Origin of the sequence: Dyella amyloliquefaciens, from assembly GCF_004296575.1 — a bacterium.
Classification (GTDB): Bacteria; Pseudomonadota; Gammaproteobacteria; order Xanthomonadales; family Rhodanobacteraceae; genus Dyella; species Dyella amyloliquefaciens.
This window is the reverse complement of the sequence record NZ_SAYT01000003.1, coordinates 120,925-140,712: the sequence shown is the minus strand read 5'-3', so window position 1 is coordinate 140,712 and position 19,788 is coordinate 120,925. Positions and strand designations below refer to the sequence as shown.

At 65.2% G+C, this 19,788-nt stretch carries 15 protein-coding genes; 8 read left to right on the top strand and 7 right to left on the bottom strand.

The window, feature by feature from the left end; translation table 11 throughout:
- Positions 1–24 precede the first annotated feature (24 nt).
- Positions 25–933, bottom strand: a complete 909-nt coding sequence (gene folP, locus EPB08_RS09130) for a dihydropteroate synthase (RefSeq protein ID WP_130618779.1) — start codon at positions 931–933, stop codon at positions 25–27.
- Positions 934–957: 24 nt separating this feature from the next.
- A complete protein-coding gene (gene orn, locus EPB08_RS09125) occupies positions 958–1,518 on the bottom strand; it encodes an oligoribonuclease (RefSeq protein WP_130618778.1) in 561 nt (186 codons plus the stop codon).
- A gap of 91 nt (positions 1,519–1,609) precedes the next feature.
- Here orn and sbcB point away from each other — a divergent pair, with 91 nt between their 5' ends.
- Together sbcB and EPB08_RS09115 are read left to right on the top strand one after the other, a co-directional pair.
- On the top strand, positions 1,610–3,058 hold the full coding sequence (gene sbcB / locus EPB08_RS09120) for an exodeoxyribonuclease I (protein WP_130618777.1): 1,449 nt from the start codon (positions 1,610–1,612) through the stop codon (positions 3,056–3,058).
- 7 nt (positions 3,059–3,065) lie between these two features.
- On the top strand, positions 3,066–3,752 hold the full coding sequence (locus tag EPB08_RS09115) for a DUF2461 domain-containing protein (RefSeq protein ID WP_130618776.1): 687 nt from the start codon (positions 3,066–3,068) through the stop codon (positions 3,750–3,752).
- Between the two features lie 185 nt (positions 3,753–3,937).
- On the opposite strand, the gene EPB08_RS09110 is transcribed toward EPB08_RS09115, so the two are convergent.
- Together EPB08_RS09110 and EPB08_RS09105 are read right to left on the bottom strand one after the other, a co-directional pair.
- Positions 3,938–4,849 (bottom strand): LysR family transcriptional regulator, encoded by a 912-nt coding sequence (locus tag EPB08_RS09110; RefSeq protein WP_130618775.1) that lies wholly within the window; start codon positions 4,847–4,849, stop codon positions 3,938–3,940.
- Between the two features lie 859 nt (positions 4,850–5,708).
- Positions 5,709–8,300 carry a bifunctional aconitate hydratase 2/2-methylisocitrate dehydratase gene (locus EPB08_RS09105; protein WP_130618774.1) on the bottom strand — a complete coding sequence of 864 codons (2,592 nt, stop codon included), beginning with the start codon at positions 8,298–8,300 and terminating at the stop codon, positions 5,709–5,711.
- Positions 8,301–8,701: 401 nt separating this feature from the next.
- Between EPB08_RS09105 and acnA the strand changes: the two genes are divergently transcribed.
- Positions 8,702–11,455, top strand: a complete 2,754-nt coding sequence (gene acnA / locus EPB08_RS09100; protein WP_130618773.1) for an aconitate hydratase AcnA — start codon at positions 8,702–8,704, stop codon at positions 11,453–11,455.
- 179 nt (positions 11,456–11,634) lie between these two features.
- Here the strand turns inward: acnA and EPB08_RS09095 are convergent, their stop codons facing one another.
- A complete protein-coding gene (locus EPB08_RS09095) occupies positions 11,635–12,069 on the bottom strand; it encodes a nuclear transport factor 2 family protein (RefSeq protein ID WP_229238276.1) in 435 nt (144 codons plus the stop codon).
- 137 nt (positions 12,070–12,206) lie between these two features.
- Here EPB08_RS09095 and EPB08_RS09090 point away from each other — a divergent pair, with 137 nt between their 5' ends.
- Entirely contained in the window at positions 12,207–13,895 is a 1,689-nt protein-coding gene (locus EPB08_RS09090; RefSeq protein ID WP_130618772.1) for a long-chain-fatty-acid--CoA ligase, read from the top strand.
- Positions 13,896–13,970: 75 nt separating this feature from the next.
- Here EPB08_RS09090 and EPB08_RS09085 read toward each other — a convergent pair whose 3' ends face one another.
- Together EPB08_RS09085 and EPB08_RS09080 are read right to left on the bottom strand one after the other, a co-directional pair.
- The gene (locus EPB08_RS09085) at positions 13,971–14,339 is read right to left on the bottom strand and encodes a PilZ domain-containing protein (protein WP_130618771.1); all 369 of its coding nucleotides are present in this window, start codon (positions 14,337–14,339) and stop codon (positions 13,971–13,973) included.
- A 91-nt stretch (positions 14,340–14,430) separates the two neighbouring features.
- A complete protein-coding gene (locus EPB08_RS09080; protein WP_130618770.1) occupies positions 14,431–15,606 on the bottom strand; it encodes a DNA polymerase IV in 1,176 nt (391 codons plus the stop codon).
- A gap of 469 nt (positions 15,607–16,075) precedes the next feature.
- Here EPB08_RS09080 and EPB08_RS09075 point away from each other — a divergent pair, with 469 nt between their 5' ends.
- The 4 genes from EPB08_RS09075 to arsC are packed head-to-tail and all read left to right on the top strand — an operon-like array spanning position 16,076 to position 19,774.
- Positions 16,076–16,984 (top strand): segregation and condensation protein A, encoded by a 909-nt coding sequence (locus EPB08_RS09075; RefSeq protein ID WP_130618769.1) that lies wholly within the window; start codon positions 16,076–16,078, stop codon positions 16,982–16,984.
- 50 nt (positions 16,985–17,034) lie between these two features.
- Entirely contained in the window at positions 17,035–17,913 is an 879-nt protein-coding gene (gene scpB, locus EPB08_RS09070) for an SMC-Scp complex subunit ScpB (protein ID WP_130618768.1), read from the top strand.
- Positions 17,910–19,427 (top strand): pseudouridine synthase, encoded by a 1,518-nt coding sequence (locus tag EPB08_RS09065; RefSeq protein WP_130618767.1) that lies wholly within the window; start codon positions 17,910–17,912, stop codon positions 19,425–19,427. Before scpB ends, EPB08_RS09065 begins: the two co-directional genes overlap by 4 nt.
- Complete coding sequence (arsC, locus tag EPB08_RS09060; protein ID WP_130618766.1) at positions 19,427–19,774, top strand: arsenate reductase (glutaredoxin); 348 nt, start codon at positions 19,427–19,429, stop codon at positions 19,772–19,774. Before EPB08_RS09065 ends, arsC begins: the two co-directional genes overlap by 1 nt.
- Positions 19,775–19,788 lie beyond the last annotated feature (14 nt).

The following is a 19,788-nucleotide window of genomic DNA, read 5'->3' as shown; positions in this document are numbered from 1 at the left end:
GCTCCTTGCCCTTATTCCATTGTCTTATTCGTCGTCCGGCCAACGGGGCGCGGACGGCTTGGGATCGCGGCGCACCGGGGTATCGCCTGCTTGTATTGCATGCCACACGGCCAACGCGTCGACCGTGGCAGCCACGTCGTGAACGCGAACCATGCGCGCACCACGCTGAACCGCGACAAGTGCCGCGGCCACCGAACCGGACGCCCGTTCAGCCGCCACTTGGCGTCCGGTCATGGCACCGATCATCGACTTGCGGGACAGGCCCGCGTACACGCCGCTGCCGAGGTTGGCGAACCGCTCCAGCGCGCGCAGCAACGCCAGGTTGTGCTCCAGCGTCTTGCCGAAGCCGAAGCCGGGATCGACCATGACCTTGCGGCGGTCGATGCCCGACATTTCGCAGGCGAACAGGCGGTCCGTCAGGAAGCGATGGACCTCGCCCACCACGTCGTCGTATTGCGGGTCGTCCTGCATGCTGCGCGGCTCGCCCAGCATGTGCATGAGGCACACCGGCACACCCAGCTCGGCGACCGCATCCAGGGCACCCTCGCGACGCAACGCATACACGTCGTTGACCATGCCGGCGCCAGCCGCCACGGCGGCCCGCATCACCTCCGGTTTGGAGGTGTCGATGGCCAGCGGCACGGTGGTCTTGGCGGCCAGCTGCTGGAGCACCGGCACCACGCGGGACAGCTCGTCCTCCACCGATACGTCGGCGGCGCCAGGACGCGTGGATTCGCCACCGATATCCAGCATGTCCGCGCCCTCTTCCACCATGCGCAGGCCATGTGCCACGGCCGCGTCAAGACTGGCGTAACTGCCGCCGTCGGAGAAGGAGTCGGGCGTGACGTTGAGGATGCCGACCACGCGCGCGCGATCGAGCTTCAGCGGCCGACCGGCGCAGTCGAGCACGGGAGCGAACAGGTCAAGGGACATGAAGACTCCCGTTGATGAAGTGCGTCAGGACTCGCCGCCCAGCGGCCCCATGAACTGGCGGTAATAGCGCAACTCGTCGATCGAATCGCGGATATCCGACAGGGCCGTGTGCGCGGATTCCTTGGAGAAACCCTTGCCGACGCCTGGCGCCCAGCGGCGTGCCAGCTCCTTCAGCGTGGACACGTCGAGGTTGCGGTAGTGGAAGAAGCGCTCCAGCCGCGGCATCTCCCGGTGAAGGAAGCGGCGATCCTGACAGATGGAGTTGCCGCACATGGGCGACTTGCCCGGCGGTACCCATTCCTTGAGGAAATTCAACGTGGCCTGCTCGGCGGCGGCGTGATCGTCCGCCGAGGCAACGACCTGGTCCCAGAGACCGGACCGACGGTGCTGGTTGCGGTTCCATGCATCCATGCTTTCGAGGCGGTCCAGCGGATGATGGATGGCAAACACCGGCCCTTCGGCGAGTATGCGAAGGTCCTTGTCGGTGACGATGGTGGCGATCTCCAGAATGGAGTCGTTGTCCGTATCGAGGCCGGTCATTTCCAGATCGATCCAGATCAGATTGTCGTCGTTCGCTTGGCTCATGCGCCCTCCTGGCAGCGAAGTCTAGCAGCAGGCCCGGGGGCCGGCTTCGTTTTTCGGCAAGCGCCGGGTAGCCCTGTGCGATGATCCCGGCATGCAGACCTTCTTCTGGCATGACTACGAGACCTTCGGCGCCGATCCCTGGCGCGACCGCCCGGTACAGTTCGCCGGCATCCGCACCAACCTCGAACTGGAGATCGTGGAAGAGCCCGTGATGTTCTTCGGCAAGCCGCCACGCGAGATGCCCCCGCATCCCGAGGCCTGCCTGATCACCGGCATCACGCCCCAGCAGGCTGAGCGGGAGGGCGTGATCGAGGCGGAGTTCGCGGCGCGCGTGCACGAGCAGCTGGCCCAGCCCGGTACCTGCGGCGTGGGCTACAACTCCCTGCGCTTCGACGATGAAATCACGCGCCAGATGCTCTACCGCAACATGTACGAGCCGTACGGACGGGAGTGGGAGAACGGCAATTCGCGCTGGGACCTGATCGACCTGGTGCGCATGTGCCAGGCGCTGCGTCCCGAAGGCATCGTATGGCCCACGCGCGAGGACGGAACCCCCAGCTTCAAGCTCGAACATCTCGCCACCGCCAACCATCTGCAGCAGGAGCGCGCGCACGATGCCTTGTCGGACGTGCACGCACTGATCGACCTCGCACGCCTGATCCGCGTCCGCCAGCCGCGCCTGTGGGACTGGTACTTCGCACTGCGCCGCAAGCAGCGCGTGTTCGAAATGCTCGATGTGACGACGATGACGCCGGTCGTGCACGTGTCGTCGCGATATCCGTCGAGCCGGCATTGCCTTGCGGTGGTCGCGCCGCTCGCTGCGCATCCGAGCCGCCCCGGTGAAGTCATCGTGTACGACCTCGCCAGCGACCCTTCCGGGTTGCTTGCCCTCGACGAAGAAGAGATCGCCGATCGCGTGTTCACTGCGCGCGCGGATCTTCCCGAGGGCGTGACACGCATCCCATTGCGTACCGTGCGTGCCAATCGTGCGCCGGCACTGGCGCCGCTGTCCGTGCTCAAGGGCGTAGACCTCGATCGCCTGCAGATCAACCTGGAACAGGTGCAGGCCCATCGCGACATGCTGGCAAGCGCCGACGGACTTGCGGCCAAGCTGCGCCGGGTGTTCCAGCGTGCTGCGGACCTGCCGCCACCGGCCGACCCCGAGCTTGGGCTGTACGGTGCCTTCCTGCCTGATGCCGACAAGCGCCTGCTGACGGACGTGCGCGGCACACCGCCCGCGGAACTGGGACAACGTGCGTTTCCCTTCCGCGACCCACGCTATGCCGAGCTGCTGTTCCGCTATCGCGCGCGCAACTGGCCCGACACCTTGAGCGCGGACGAACAGGCCCGCTGGCAGGCGTTCCGCCGCGATCGCCTGCTGAAGCCCTCGCCACTGACCAACCTCACCCTGGATGATTACTTCGCGCGCATCGCCAGCTTGCGCGCCGATCCGCTGCACCAGGGCAAGATCCCGCTGCTCGACCAGCTCCAGCTCTGGGGCGAACAGCTCGCCGACGACGTAGCCACCCTTCCCGCCTGACCACACCATGCCGACCGCCTACTTCACGCCCGCCACATTCCGCTTTTTGCGATCGCTCGCGAACAACAACAACCGCGAATGGTTCCAGGACCACAAGGATGCCTATGAACGTGACGTGCGCGATCCGTTCCTCGCGCTCATCACCGATATGCAGGCTCCGCTGAAGAAGATCAGCCCGCACTACCGCGCCGATCCGCGCAAGAGCGGTGGCTCGTTGTTCCGCATCTATCGCGACACGCGCTTTTCCAACGACAAACAGCCGTACAAGCCGTGGCAGGGCGCGCGCTTCTTCCACGAGCGGCGCAACGAAGTGCACGCGCCGTCGTTCTACATGCACATCCAGCCCGGTGATTGCTTTGCCGGTGGCGGCATGTGGCATCCGGAGAAGGACTCGCTAAGGCGCATCCGCGACTTTCTTGCCGACAACCCGGAAGCCTGGAAGCGAGCAACGCGCAGCAAGACTTTCCGCGATCACTTCGCGTTCTGGGGCGAAACGCTGAGTCGTCCGCCGCGTGGCTTTGATCCGAACCATGAGCTGATCGACGACATCAAGCGCAAAGACTTCGCCTGCGGCGAAGGGTTTGACGAGAAGCTGGCGTGCTCGTCGGAACTGCTGCCGTGGCTGGTGGAGACGTACAAGCGCGCGGCGCCGATGGTCGATTACCTGTGTGCTTCGCAGGAGTTGGATTTTTAGGGGGCGTGTCGTAAGCCACCTGAGTGAATCCTTCTCCCTCCGGCGACCCGAAGGTAGTCCCTGTGGGAGAGAAGGTGGCGGCAGCCGGATGAGGGTACGAGCGGAGCGAATGATGAAAGTCCTCGCAAGCCCCGCACCCTCTCCCCAACCCCTCTCCCGATGGGAGAGGGGCTCAAGAGCCGGGGCTAGGCGGCCTCATCGGCCAGCTTGAGACCCGGCCGCTGCTTCGCCAGCTTGCGCAACAGCAACGCGAAGTTCTGCAGATCCGCATGCCACGGCGAAGCCTCTCGCCAATACAGCGCGATCTCGCGCCCCGGTTGCTGCCCCTTGAGCTTGGCCAGCACCACGTTCGGCATCGAGGCCAGGCGATCGTGCGCGAGCGCGGGCACGAGGGCGTAGCCGCCACGCAACTCCACGAGCGCGGCAAGGCTCTCCAGGCTCACATCCTGCACGTGGCCACCACCAAGGATGTCCTCGCAGTGGCTCTCGGTCATCAACGTGGCGTCACTCGCTTCCAGCTGTTCCAGCGCGACGGTGCGTTTGCCCGCAAGCGCATGGTCGGCACGGAACATCACCTCCCACGGTTCGAAGAACAACGGGCGCATTGCCACGCCACTCACCGGCGTCACGCTCGGCGCCAGCACGGCATCGAGCTCACCTTCGTTCAGGCGACGCAGCAGGCCACGCGGTTTGCCTTCCGAAAGACTGAGGCGGGTGCCCGGGAAGTGCTGGGGAAACGGCGCGATGAGGTGCGGTAGCAGATAAGGGCCCAGCGACGCCGGCACGCCCAGGCGAAGCTCGCCGCCAAAGGCCACCTCGCCTGCACGCGCCACCTGCTGCAGATGCTCGCCCGCGGCAAGCACGGCATCGATCTGTTCCAGCAGTCGCTGGCCACCGGCCGTGGGCACCACGCGGCGGCCGCCACGTTCGAACAAGGGTGCGCCCAGGGCCTGCTCCACCTTCTGCACCTGATGCGAAAGGCCCGACGGGCTGATGTGCATCGCCCGCGCGGCGCTGTTGAAGCTGCCATGGCGATGAACCGCCTGCACCAGCATCAGGTCACGCAACGAAACTACCGAGAGATGGCTGGAGATCATGCGCTGCCTGTGGCCGGTGGGACAGCGAAAGCATAAACGACAGAGAGCGATGTGCGGGCTGTTACCCCTCAACCTCAGGCGAACCCTCACCTATAGGAGCGCACCCAGTGCGCGATAAGCCTACGGAGCGGTGATGCCGATGCGCTGCGGTCGCCCACAGGGTGGGCTCCTACAACAGACAAGCAACGCCCCTCACGCCTGACAGTCCCGCTGTGGGAGCGCACCCTGTGCGCGACAACCCTACGGAGCGGTGGCGCCGATGCACTGCGGTCGCCCACTGGGTGGGCTCCTACAACAGATAAGCAACGCCCCTCACGCCTGACAGTCCCGCTGTGGGAGCGCACCCAGTGCGCGATAAGCCTACGGAGCGGTGGCGCCGATGCGCTGCGGTCGCCCACAGGGTGGGCTCCTACAACAGATAAGCAACGCCCCTCACGCCTGACAGTCCCGCTGTGGGAGCGCACCCAGTGCGCGACAAGCCTACGGAGCGGTGATGCCGATGCACTGCGGTCGCCCACTGGGTGGGCTCCTACAGAGAAGGAACTCCCTTCTCGCCTGAGAGGCCGACTGTAGGAGCGCACCCAGTGCGCGATAAGCCTACGGAGCGGTGATGCCGATGCGCTGCGGTCGCCCACAGGGTGGGCTCCTACAACAGATAAGCAACGCCCCTCACGCCTGATAGTCCTGCTGTGGGAGCGCACCCAGTGCGCGATAAGCCTACGGAGCGGTGATGCCGACGCGCTGCGGTCGCCCACTGGGTGGGCTCCTACAAAAAAGAGGAACGGACGCCGTGGCTGCGGCAAAAAAGAAGGGCGGCTTGCGCCGCCCTTCCCTGCTCTCTATCTACGACCTGACCGGCTTATGCCGAGACCGTGTTGGCCACGTCCTGATAGTCGGCGATCTGGTCGAAGTTCAGGTACTTGTAGATCTTCTCGCCATTGGCGTCGATCACGCCGATGTCGGTCATGTACTCCGCCTTGGTCGGGATGCGACCCAGGCGCGAGCAGATCGCGGCCAGCTCGGCCGAACCCAGGTACACGTTGGAGTTCTTGCCCAGACGGTTCGGGAAGTTGCGGGTGGAGGTGGAGAACACGGTGGCGCCCTCGCGCACCTGCGCCTGGTTGCCCATGCACAGCGAGCAACCCGGCATTTCCATGCGGGCGCCGGCGGTGCCGAGCACGCCGTAGTGGCCTTCCTCGGTCAGCTGCTGCTGGTCCATCTTGGTCGGCGGAGCGACCCACAGCTTGGTCGGGATATCGCGCTTGCCTTCCAGCAGCTTCGAGGCCGCACGGAAGTGACCGATGTTGGTCATGCACGAACCGATGAACACTTCGTCGATGGTGGCGCCAGCCACGTCGGACAGCGTCTTCACGTCGTCCGGATCGTTCGGGCAGGCCACGATGGGCTCATGCACATCGGCCAGGTCGATCTCGATGACGGCGGCGTACTCCGCGTCGGCATCGCGCTCCAGCAGCTGCGGGTTGGCGAGCCATGCTTCCATCGCCTTGATGCGGCGCTGCAGGCTGCGCGGATCCTTGTAGCCCTGGGCGATCATGTACTTCAGCAGCGTGATATTGCTGTTGATGTATTCGATGATCGGCGCCTTGTCGAGGTGCACCGTGCAACCGGCAGCCGAACGCTCGGCCGAGGCGTCGGACAGCTCGAACGCCTGCTCCACCTTGAGGTTCGGCAGACCTTCGATCTCGAGGATGCGGCCAGAGAAAATGTTCTTCTTGCCCTGCTTGGCGACCGTGAGCAGGCCGCTCTTGATCGCGTACAGCGGGATCGCGTTGACCAGGTCACGCAGCGTGACGCCCGGCTGCAGCTCGCCCTTGAAGCGCACTAGCACCGATTCCGGCATGTCCAGCGGCATCACGCCGGTGGCGGCCGCGAAGGCCACCAGGCCGGAGCCGGCCGGGAACGAGATGCCGATCGGGAAGCGGGTGTGGCTGTCGCCGCCGGTACCGACGGTGTCGGGCAGCAGCATGCGGTTGAGCCAGGAGTGGATCACGCCGTCGCCCGGACGCAGCGAGATGCCGCCACGGGTGCTGATGAATTCCGGCAGCGTGTGGTGGGTCTTCACGTCCACCGGCTTCGGGTAGGCCGCGGTGTGGCAGAACGACTGCATGACCAGGTCGGCCGAGAAGCCCAGGCAGGCCAGGTCCTTCAGCTCGTCGCGGGTCATCGGGCCGGTGGTGTCCTGCGAACCCACCGAGGTCATCTTCGGCTCGCAGTAGGTGCCCGGGCGCACGCCCTGGCCTTCCGGCAGGCCGACGGCACGACCGACCATCTTCTGCGCCAGCGTGTAGCCCTTGCCGCTATCGGCCGGCTGCTGCGGCAGGCGGAACAGGGTGGAGACCGGCAGGCCCAGCGCTTCGCGCGCCTTGGCGGTGAGGCCACGGCCCACGATCAGCGGAATGCGGCCACCGGCGCGCACTTCGTCGAACAGCACGTCGGACTTCACCTGGAATTCGGCAATCACTTCGCCGTTCTTCAGCGCCTTGCCGTCATACGGACGCAGCTCGACGACGTCGCCCATCTCCATGTTGGAGACGTCGAGTTCGATCGGCAGCGCACCGGCGTCTTCCATCGTGTTATAGAAGATCGGGGCGATCTTGCTGCCCAGGCACACGCCGCCGAAGCGCTTGTTCGGGATGAACGGGATGTCTTCACCGGTGAACCACAGCACCGAGTTGGTGGCGGACTTGCGGCTGGAACCGGTGCCGACCACGTCGCCCACGTAGGCGACCAGGTGACCCTTGGCCTTGAGCGATTCGACGAAGGCGATCGGGCCGCGCTTGCCGTCTTCTTCCGGCTGGAACGGCGCGCCATCGCGCTTGTTCTTCAGCATGGCCAGCGCGTGCAGCGGGATGTCCGGACGCGTGGTGGCGTCGGGCGCCGGCGACAGGTCATCGGTGTTGGTTTCGCCCGGCACCTTGAACACGGTGATGGTCAGGCTCGCCGGCACTTCCGGCTTGCTGGTGAACCATTCGGCGTCGGCCCAGCTCTGCAGCACGGACTTGGCGTTGGCGTTGCCCTTGTCCGCCTTCTCCTTCACGTCATGGAAGGAGTCGAACATGAGCAGCGTGTGCTTGAGCGCGTTGGCGGCAACGGTGCCGACCTGTGCGTCGTCGAGCAGCTCGATCAGCGGATGGATGTTGTAACCACCCAGCATGGTGCCGAGCAGTTCGGTGGCCTTCTCGCGCGAGATCAGCGCGCTCTTCTCCGTGCCGAACGCCACGGCCGCCAGGTACGAGGCCTTGACCTTGGCTGCATCGTCCACGCCAGCCGGCACGCGGTTGGTGATCAGGTCGACCAGGAAGGCTTCCTCACCGGCCGGCGGGTTCTTCAGCAGCTCGATCAGGTCGGCGGTCTGCTGGGCCGACAGCGGCAGCGGCGGGATTCCCAGCGCGGCGCGCTCGGCAACGTGTTGGCGGTAGGCGATAAGCATGTGATCTCGTCCGGTGAACAACATAAGGGGCAGCGAGCGATGGCTTGCACCACCGCGACGGAGGTCGCCCGAGGGAGATTCCGCGTGGCCGCTACCGGCGCTCGGCAAGGCGTAAAACCTTGTCGCCACGCCGCTTTGGGGCGGCATGACAGCTCCCTATTTTGCCAGCCGCGGCCCAACTGCCGCAACGCAAGACAATGCTTCCGGCAGCGTTCGAAATCTTGCAATGCGACGGGGTTGGAATAAGCAAGGAGGCAGCTTGCACCCTCCGTGGTTTGCCCCAAACTGACCCTTATCCCCTCAGGGAAGCCTCTCCTTGCAATTCCTCTCACGTACCGTGTCCTAGGATCCCCCGGATACGCCTCGCGCGTTTGCCAGATTCAAGCAACAGGAGTTAGCCCATGCTGGATTCATTCGCCACCCGCGACACCCTCACCGTTAACGGCAGCCCGTATCAGTTCGCCAGTCTCGCCAAGCTCGGCCAGCGATTCGACCTCAAGACCCTCCCCTTCTCGCTGAAGATCCTGCTGGAAAACCTGTTGCGCCACGAGGACGGCGTCAACGTCACCGCCAAGGAAATCGAGGCGGTCGCCAACTGGGACGCCAAGGCCGAACCCGACACCGAAATCGCCTTCATGCCCGCCCGCGTGGTGCTGCAGGATTTCACCGGCGTGCCCTGCGTGGTCGACCTTGCCGCCATGCGCGATGCCGTGGTGAAGCTGGGTGGTGACGCCAAGCAGATCAATCCGCTGGCACCGGCCGAGCTGGTGATCGATCACTCCGTGCAGGTCGACGTCTACGGCTCCGAGGCCGCGCTCGAAAAGAACGTCGAGATCGAATTCCATCGCAACCAGGAGCGCTACTCGTTCCTGCGCTGGGGCCAGAAGGCGTTCGACAACTTCAAGGTCGTGCCGCCGCGCACCGGCATCGTGCACCAGGTGAACCTGGAGCATCTCGCTCGCGTGGTGTTCACGGCGAACAAGGACGGTACGCAGTGGGCCTATCCGGACACCGTGTTCGGCACCGATTCGCACACCACCATGATCAATGGCATCGGCGTGCTGGGCTGGGGCGTGGGTGGCATCGAGGCTGAGGCCGCGATGCTCGGCCAGCCGTCGTCCATGCTGATTCCGCAGGTGGTGGGCTTCAAGCTGAGCGGCAAGCTGCCCGAAGGCGTGACCGCGACCGACCTGGTGCTCACTGTTACGCAAATGCTGCGCAAGCTCGGCGTGGTAGGCAAGTTCGTGGAGTTCTTCGGCGACGGCCTCCAGCACCTGGCGCTGGCCGACCGCGCCACCATCGGCAACATGGCACCGGAATACGGCGCGACCTGCGGCATCTTCCCGATCGACCAGGAGGCACTGAACTACCTGCGCCTGTCCGGCCGCAGCGAAGCGCAGATCGGCCTCGTCGAGGCCTACGCCAAGGCGCAAGGCCTGTGGCATGACGCGAACACGCCGGAGCCGCGCTTCAGCACCACGCTGGAGCTGAATCTCGCCGACGTGAAGCCCTCACTGGCCGGCCCCAAGCGTCCGCAGGATCGCGTGCTGCTGGAAGGCGTGCAGAAGAGCTTCCAGGATGCGGTCGGCCCGCTCACGGCCAACCGCAAGCCGCGCAACCTCGAAACCTCCAACTTCATCGCCGAGGGTGGTTCGTCGGCCATTGGCAACCCGGCCAACGACATCACCGACACCGGCGTGCGCGTGGTGAAGGATGGCGAGAGCTTCAAGCTCGGCGACGGCGCGGTGGTGATCGCCGCCATCACGTCGTGCACCAACACCTCGAACCCGAGCGTGATGCTTGGTGCCGGCCTGCTCGCCAAGAAGGCTGCCGCCAAGGGCCTGAAGGCCCAGCCATGGGTGAAGACCTCGATCGGCCCGGGCTCGCTGGTGGTCACCGACTATCTGGAGAAGACTGGCCTGCTGAAGGAGCTGGAAAAGGTCGGCTTCTTCGTCGTCGGCTACGGCTGCACCACCTGCATCGGCAACTCCGGCCCGCTGCCGGCGGAGATCAGCAAGGGCATCGCCGAGGGCGACCTCGCGGTGGCCTCGGTGCTGTCGGGCAACCGCAACTTCGAAGGCCGCGTGCATCCGGAAGTGAAGATGAACTACCTCGCCTCGCCGCCGCTGGTGGTGGCGTATGCACTGGCGGGCACGCTCGACATCGATCTCAGCAAGGATTCGCTGGGCACCGGCAGCGATGGCAAGCCGGTGTATCTGAAGGACATCTGGCCAAGCAACCAGGAAATCTCGGACGTGGTGGGCAGCGCGCTCAACCCGGAGATGTTCGAGAAGAACTACGCCGATGTGTTCAAGGGCGACAGCCGCTGGAACCACATCGCCTCGCCCGACGGCGCGGTCTACAAGTGGGACGACTCCACCTACATCAAGAACCCGCCGTACTTCGACGGCATGACCAAGGAGCCGGGCACGGTCGAGGACATCCACGGCGCCCGCGTACTGGGCCTGTTCGGCGATTCCATCACCACCGACCACATCTCGCCGGCCGGCTCGATCAAGAAGGACAGCCCGGCGGGCCGCTTCCTGATCAGCAAGGGCGTGGATGCGAAGGACTTCAACTCCTACGGCTCGCGTCGCGGCAACGACGACGTGATGGTGCGCGGCACCTTCGCCAACATCCGCATCAAGAACCTGATGCTCAACGGCGTGGAAGGTGGCTATACCCTGCACGTTCCCTCGGGCGAGCAGTTGGCCATCTACGACGCGGCCATGAAATACAAGGCCGAGAAGACGCCGCTGGTGGTCATTGCCGGCAAGGAATACGGCACCGGCTCATCGCGAGACTGGGCGGCCAAGGGCACCCTGCTGCTCGGCGTGAAGGCCGTGATCGCGGAAAGCTTTGAGCGCATCCACCGCTCCAACCTGGTTGGCATGGGCGTGCTGCCGCTGCAGTTCGAGGACGGCCAGAACGCACAGTCGCTGGGCCTGACCGGCAAGGAGACGTTCGACATCGTCGGCCTGGATGGTGGCGAATCGAGGACCGCGAAGGTCACCGCGACCAACCCCGCCGGCGGTCAGAAGACCTTCAAGGTGAAGGTGCTGCTGCTCACGCCCAAGGAACGCGAGTTCTTCCGCCACGGCGGCATCCTGCAGTACGTGCTGCGTCAGCTGGCGGGGAAGAAGGCTGCGGCCTGAAAGCCTTTGTCGTGATTCAAGCGAGAATGCCGCCCTCGGGCGGCATTCTTTTATCTATAGGCGCGGTTATTTGTGGGAGCGCACCCTGTGCGCGACAGCGGCACATCGGCGTCGCCGCTCCGTTGGTTTGTCGCGCACAGGGTGCGCTCCCACAGAAGATTGATTGTTCCGCCCAAAACCTAGGCCGACTTCCAGGTCGCCGAATAGCAACGCCATTCGCGCCCGTCCTTGCGCCACGCGGTCTCGACTTCATAGACACCGATCTGCGCCGGCAACAACTTGCCACCACTGGTCAGCGTGACGGTGAAGCGCGCGACGTAGCGGTCACTCCGCGGTTCGACGGTCAGCGGACCGGTGAGCGCATGAATCGTCTCGCCGCGAAAGGCGGCGGCGCGCAACATGCCCAGCAACTGGCGTCGATCCATCTCGCCGTTGTTGCCGGTGAAATCATCGGCAAGGACGTCGCCAAGTGCCGAGGCGTCCACCGTCTCGGCCGCATGTTGGGCCGTTTCGATGCCCTGGCGCACCAGACTTTCGTCGGGCGCGCGATGGCAGGCCACGAGACCAAACAGCAGCGCGCTGCAAAGCAGCGGATTCATAAGCAGTTTTCGCACGATCGTCCCCCTGGAATCTCGCTGCGGCGCGGCTTGCCGCTATACGCGGGCGTATGCTCCAATGCCGCGACGTCATCTTGCCCCAGGCGTGCCACTATCACCAACGGGCCGATCAACTAAGGAGCTTTGGATTCCACATGAGCAACGAGCGTCCGTGGCTGGCCCACTATCCGGAAGGCGTTCCCGCGCAGATCGACATCAACCAGTACGCCTCCGTGGCCGCCGTGGTGGAAGAATCCTTCGAGCGCTTCCGCCAGCGCCCGGCCTTCGCCAGCTTCGGCAAGCAGCTCAGCTACGGCCAGATCGATGAACTGAGCCGTCAGTTCGCCGGTTATCTCACCGGCGTGCTCAAGCTCGGCAAGGGCGATCGCATCGCGATCATGATGCCCAACGTCCTGCAGTACCCCATCGCCCTGTTCGGCGCGCTGCGCGCGGGTCTGGTGGTGGTCAATACCAACCCGATGTACACCGCGCGCGAGCTCAAGCACCAGCTTGAGGACTCCGGCGCCAAGGCCATCGTGGTGTTGGACAACTTCGCCGCCACCCTGCAGCAGGTGGTGGCCGAGACCGAGGTCAAGCACGTCATCACCACCGGCATCGGCGATCTGCTGGGCGCCAAGGGTGTGCTGATCAACTTCGTGCTCAAGAACGTCAAGAAGATGGTGCCGCCGTACAGCATTCCGAATGCCGTACGTTTCCGCGACGCGCTTTCGCAGGGGGCCGCGCACCCGCTGCCGAAGGTTGCGCTGAGCCATGACGACATCGCCTTCCTGCAGTACACCGGTGGCACCACCGGCGTGGCCAAGGGCGCCATGCTCACCCACGGCAACATGGTGGCGAACATGATGCAGGCCGGCGCCTGGATTGGCGGCAACGCCAAGCCCGGCGAGGAAGTGATCATCACGGCGCTGCCGCTGTATCACATCTTTTCGCTCACCGCGAACGGACTGGTGTTCATGCGCCTGGGTGGCCTGAACTGGCTGATCACGAACCCGCGCGACATGCCCGGCTTCGTCAAGGAGCTCAAGCAGTCCAATTTCACCGCGCTCACCGGCGTCAACACGCTGTTCAACGGCCTGCTCAATACACCGGGCTTCGCGGAGCTCGATTTCTCGCGTATGCACATCAGCCTGGGCGGCGGCATGGCGGTGCAGCGCGCGGTGGCCGAGCGCTGGAAGAAGGTCACAGGTGTCACGCTGGTGGAGGCCTACGGCCTCACCGAAACCTCCCCGGCGGCATGCATGAATCCACTTGATTTGAAGGCCTATAACGCCTCGATCGGCTTGCCCATCCCCTCCACAGACGTCGCCATCTGGTCTGAAGAAGGCCAGCCGCTACCGCAAGGCGAAGTGGGCGAACTGATGGTGCGCGGCCCGCAAGTGATGAAGGGTTACTGGCAGCGCCCGGACGAAACCGCCAAGGTGCTTGGCGCCGATGGCTGGCTGCATACCGGTGATATCGCGCGCATGGACGAGAACGGCTACTTCTATATCGTCGACCGCAAGAAGGACATGATCCTGGTATCCGGCTTCAACGTGTATCCGAACGAGGTCGAGGACGTGGTGATGCAGCACCCGGGTGTAGCCGAGGTGGCCGCGGTTGGCGTGCCTGATGAGCATTCGGGTGAAGTGGTAAAGCTGTTCGTGGTGCGCAAGGACCCGAACCTCACCGTGGAGGAACTCAAGAAGTTCTGCCACGACAATCTCACCGGCTACAAGCGCCCGAAGATCATCGAGTTCCGCGACAGCCTGCCCAAGAGCAACGTGGGCAAGATTCTTCGCCGCGAACTGCGCGACGAGAAGAAGCCCGCCGCCGCCCACGGCTGAGCCGGGCTTTCGCCTCACCAAAGCAAACGCCCGCCGAAAGGCGGGCGTTTTGCTGTGCGACAACGTGATCGGCGATCAGTCGTGCCACAGCTCCAGGATGTCGGCATAACCGCCGAGCAGGTTCCACAGCGGCACCTGCTTGTCTTCCGGGATGCGCGTATAGGCAAAACCCAGGTGGCGGTCGGAAATGCGCATGACCTGCGCTTCCAGATGAATGTGCAGGTCGTGGCCGAAGATCATGTCCAGGATCCAGCTTTCCCCCTGCTCGCCGTCCCAGCCCAGGGGACGACGCAACAGCACGCCGGTTGCGGAAATATCCACCAGCTCAGTGGGATGCGATTCACCGCCGCGGCTCATCAGTACCGTGGTTTCGATCCGCATGCGCGCCGGACGCAGCTGCTCCGTATCGGAGCCGTTCCGGGCGTTGTCTTCCGCTTTGCTCATCCTGCCTGCTCTCCCCACGCTGGACCCGCCAGCCGTTTCTTCCTGAAAGTGACACCCCATCGCCGTGATGATGGCGCACTCCTGTCACACGTCAATCCTGTCCACGCGTACGCAAAACACCCGCACGCACCAGACTCCCCGAGCCAAACTTCGAATTGATCCGGTCCTGTACTTGGTCCGACGCCTGAGCCGATGGTTCCGCCTCGAACAGGTCCGATTGCTTGCGCCCCTCGAACCCCGACAGGCTGACGCCCAACAAGCGCAGACGCGGGGTGCGTTGAGCGTTCCACCAGCGTTGAAGCAAGCCTCGTGCCACCTCGTAAATCTCGCTGACCGAGGCGCTGGGAGCCTGCAGCCGGGACTGCCGGGTGGAGGTGACGAAGGGCGGTTCGCGCAGTTTCACCGTGACCGTCCTGCCGGTGAGGCCACGCTGGCGGGCACGTGCGGCGATGCGCTCACAGTGGCGCAGCAGCCAGGATTCCGCCATGGCCAGGTCCGCCAGATCCGTGTCGAAAGTGTGCTCGGCACCGATCGATTGCTCGGCCTGATCGGGCTCCACGTCGCGAGCATCCTCTCCGCGCGCCAATGCCTGGAGGACGTCGGCCTGACGTCCCAACGCTCGGGTCAGACGCACTGTGTCACATGCTGCCAATTCACCGATGGTACGCACGCCGATGCGATGCAGTGATTCCTCGGTCACCTTGCCTACCGTCCACAGCCTCCCGACCGGCAGCGGCGCGAGTTCCTGCGCTGCGTGCTGCGCCGTGATGCGGTGCAAGCCGTCCGGCTTGGACAGCTCACTGGCCAGTTTGGCCAGCAGCTTGTTGGGGCCCATCCCCACCGAAGCCACGAGCCGAGTGCGCTCATGGATGGCATCCTTGATGCGACGCCCGATGGCCTCCATCGAGCCCAGCAGGCGCAGGCTGGCGCTGACGTCCAGGAAGGCCTCATCCAGCGACAGGCCCTCGACCATCGGTGTCATTTCGTGGAACACCTCGAACACCTGCACCGAGACTTCTTCGTAGCGCGCCATGCGCGGCCACAGGTAGATGCCATCGGGGCACAGCCGCCGGGCCTGCGCCGTCGGCATGGCCGAGCGCACGCCGAACGGCCGCGCCTCGTAGCTGCAGGTGGAGACCACGCCGCGCGGACCCAATCCGCCCACGATCACCGGCCGCCCGCGCAGCTCCGGCTGGTCGAGTTGCTCCACGGACGCATAGAAGGCGTCCATATCAACGTGAATGATCGAGCGTTCATCGGGCGGCATGTACCGCTATTTTGCCCTCAGTCTGGTCCATCAGCGCACTGGACTTGCAGGCTTGCAGCCGCTAACCTAGGTCACGCGTGGGTCATAAGGGTGCGCGCACTGTCGACCAGGATCGACCGCTACGGCACCCATCCCGATGCACACAGCCGACCGATTGAGAAGCCAGTGACGCAGGTTTCGTCACGTTGTGGCTTGCGTTCTTGCAGTGGCACAGTCCACCCGAGGGCGCTCAAGGGTCGCTTACGGCCAGCCTGATCGAAACGCCAGATGCGCGATTTCATCATGCATGCCCGTAACGGTGACGCGAGGCGCACCGGCTAGGCATCGCGCAACAAAGCTTCAACGGATTGCCAGCTGATGGCCGTGATCCGGGCGGGGGCATTCGTCAGGCGAATGCGGCGGAACAGAACCTTTCCTAACGTGTTGAAAGCAACGCAGGCCGTCGTGGGCGGCCCAACGACAGGTATTGATGAGCACTGAGCCAGTCGAGCCTCAGCCGGTCACAGCACCGCAGGACGCGTTCGCGTCGGTACCGCAACAGCAGGAAATGCCGCTGGCCATCGTGCGCGGCGAACCGCTGTTGCAGATGCCGCAGGACCTGTACATCCCGCCGGATGCGCTTGAGGTCATCCTCGAAGCATTCGAAGGCCCGCTTGACCTGCTGCTTTACCTGATCCGCCGGCAGAACCTGGACATCCTGGACATCCCTGTCGCCGAGATCACCCGGCAGTACATGGATTACATCGAGATGATGCGCGATGTGATGCGGCTGGAGCTGGCAGCGGAATACCTGCTGATGGCCGCCATCCTCGCCGAGATCAAGTCGAGGCTGCTGTTGCCGCGGCCGCCGGCCGAAGAAGGCATGGAAGAGGATCCCCGCGCCGAGCTGGTCCGTCGCCTGCAGGAGTACGAACGCTTCAAGAGGGCGGCGGAAGATATCGAGGCGATGCCCCGCATGGAACGCGACTTCGCGCCGGCCCATGCGGACACGGGCGAACGGACGGTGATCAAGCTGCCGCCGCCGCTGGAACTGAAGGAGTTGTTGCTGGCGCTCAAGGACGTGCTGCACCGCGCCGAGCTGTTCGGGCATCACGCCATCAAGCGCGAGGCACTGAGTGTGCGCCAGCGCATGGGCGAACTGCTCAGCCGCCTGAACGACACCAGCTTCCATCGCTTCGAGACGCTGTTCGACATAAGCGAAGGGCGCCTGGGCGTGGTGGTCACCTTCCTGGCCATGCTGGAACTGGCCAAGGAGATGCTGGTGGAGATCGTGCAGGAAGAACCGCTGTCGGCGATCTACGTGCGCTCGAAGACGGCGCACGCCGAGGAACCGGGCGACCTGTTCGCCGATGACGAGCCGGCCGCGGCTGTCGAATAAACACCCTGGCCGCACAAGCCCATCCATTCATCCTCACCCGAACTGAGGCCATGCAGATCGAACAACTCAAACCCATCATCGAGGCGGCATTGCTGGCATCCAGCCAGCCGATGACCGTTCCTCAATTGCTGGAACTGTTCGGCGAAGAGGACGAAGTCGGCCGCGAGGAGATATCCAGGACCCTGGAGCAACTCGCCGAAGACTGCGCCCACCGCGGCGTGGAACTGCGCGAGGTCGCCTCCGGCTTCCGCTACCAGGTGAAGCAGGACGTGCATCCGTGGATTTCGCGGATGTGGACCGAAAAGCCCAGCCGCTACTCGCGCGCCCTGCTCGAAACGCTCGCGCTGATCGCCTACCGCCAGCCGATCACCCGTCCGGAGATCGAACAAATCCGCGGCGTCGTGGTCTCTTCCAATATCATCAAGACGATGGAAGAGCGCGAGTGGATCCGCGTGGTGGGCTATCGCGACGTGCCCGGCAAGCCGGCACTGTTCGGCACCACCCGCGCCTTCCTCGACTACTTCAACCTGAAGTCGCTGGATGAGCTTCCGCCGCTGTCGGAAATCCGCGACATGGAAGATCCTCAGATGAGCATCGCGCCCGAACCGCTGCCGGTTCGCGTGGCGCGCGACCTGCCGATCGATCCGGACGAAGAGAACGAAACCCTGGTGGTGGCCGGCGAAGCAACCGACACCATCGTGGAAGACACCCACGACGAGGCGCCCGCGCCCGCCGACGACGAAACCACCGGCGCCGCCGTCACCGACGCGCCAGCCGACGAACAACCCGAGGCGATGGAAGTCGCCTCTACCGAACCCGGCGCTGCCCCGCACGCCGATACCCCGACAGACACTGCCGATGAGGCAGCGACCCACGCGGACGCCGATGAAGGCGACGCCACGCAAGACACCGAGGAGTACCGCGCATGACTGCGCCCCAGAAATCCGTTTTGACCCTCAAGCGCACCCCGCGCGACGAAACCACGCCCGCCATCGAGGAGCGCCTGCACAAGGTCCTGGCCAACGCCGGACTCGGCTCGCGCCGCATGCTCGAGCAGCGTATCCAGGCCGGTGAAGTCGAACTCAACGGCGCGCCGGCCACCATCGGCGCCAGCGTCCACGCCGGCGACCGCGTCGTGCTCGACGGCAAGCAGTTCGTCGTCGCCACCGACAACCGCGACGAAACCGAAGTGCTGGTCTATCACAAGCCGGAAGGCGTGGTGACCACGCGCGAAGACCCCGAAGGCCGCCCCACCGTGTTCGAACAGCTGCCGCGCCTGAAGGGTGCGCGCTGGGTCGCCGTGGGCCGCCTCGACATCAACACCACCGGCCTGCTGCTGCTCACCACGGATGGCGAACTGGCCAACGCGCTGATGCATCCCAAGAGCGGGCTCGAGCGCGAGTACCTGTGCCGCGTGCACGGCGAAGTGCCTGACGAGATCATCGAAAAGCTCAAGGCCGGCGTGGAACTGGAAGACGGCCCCGCCCGCTTCGACGAGATCGGCGTGATCAGCCAGGGCGGCAGCCACAGCTGGTTCCGCGTGGTGATCCGCGAAGGCCGCAACCGCGAAGTCCGCCGCCTGTGGGACTCGCAGGGCTTCCTGGTCAGCCGCCTGAAGCGCATCCGCTATGGCAGCGTGGAACTGCCGCGCAACCTGCGTCGCGGCGACTGCGAAGCGCTGGGCGAGGAATCCGTGAAGGACCTGCGCAAGACCACCGGTCTCGGCGCCCCGCAACCGGTGCTCACCTTGAGCCCGGTGCTGCACCAGCGTCGCGCCCCGCGCAACGTCACCGAATATCGCCCCGAGCGTGGTGCAACCGGCGGCTACAGCTCCGGTTACCAGGACGAAGCGCGCGAGCTGCGCGCCTATGACCGCATCCGCGAGGAACCGGCGCGCGGCAAGCAGCAGCGCCGCAAGCCCGGCCGCGAGGTCAACGGCAACGTCGCCCGTCCGGATCGTCCGGCCGGCGGCATGCAGCGCAAGAACAAGCGCGGCGTGGCTCCGGGCCAGGAGCTGCCGTCGGTGCGCACCTGGTTCGCCGGTGAAAGCCGCGAAGGCGGTGGTGCCCGTGGTGGCGCCGCTGGTGGCGGCAACCGTCGCGGCCCCGGCGGCGGCAAGCCGTTTGGCGCACGCTCGGCCGAAGGCGGCCGCTCGTTCGGCGGCGGCGGTGGCGGTGGCGGCGGTCGTTCCGGTGAAAGCCGCGGCGGCAACAGCCCCTATGGCGGCTTCGGCGGCGGTGCCGGCGGTAATCGCAGTGGCGGCCCGGCTGGCAGCCGTGGCGGCAAGCCCGGCGGTCGTCCCGGTTCCGGCGGCGGCCAGGGCGGTCGTCCGCAGGGTCGCGGCGGCAATCGTCCGCAGGGCCACGGCGGCGGCACCGGCGGTGGACGTCCCCACGGCGGCGGCGGTCGCGGCGGCAATCGCCACGGCGGCGGTAACCACTGATGACGGTACGCATCTACCACAACAGCCGTTGCTCGAAGTCTCGCGCGACGCTCGAGCTGCTCGAGTCGCGCGGCGAAGTCTGCCAGGTGGTGAACTACCTGGAGACGCCGCCGAGCACGGCCGAACTGGTGGAGTTGCTGGACATGCTCGGCATGACGCCGCGCGAGTTGATGCGAAAGAACGAAGCGGAATACACCGAGCTGGGATTGGACAATCCCACGCTCGACGACACCGCGCTGGTTGCCGCGATGGCGACCCACCCTCGCCTGATCGAACGTCCCATCGTCGTCGCACATGGCAAGGCGGCGATCGGGCGTCCGCCCGAAGCGGTGCTCTGCATCCTGTGATCAAAACGCCCTGT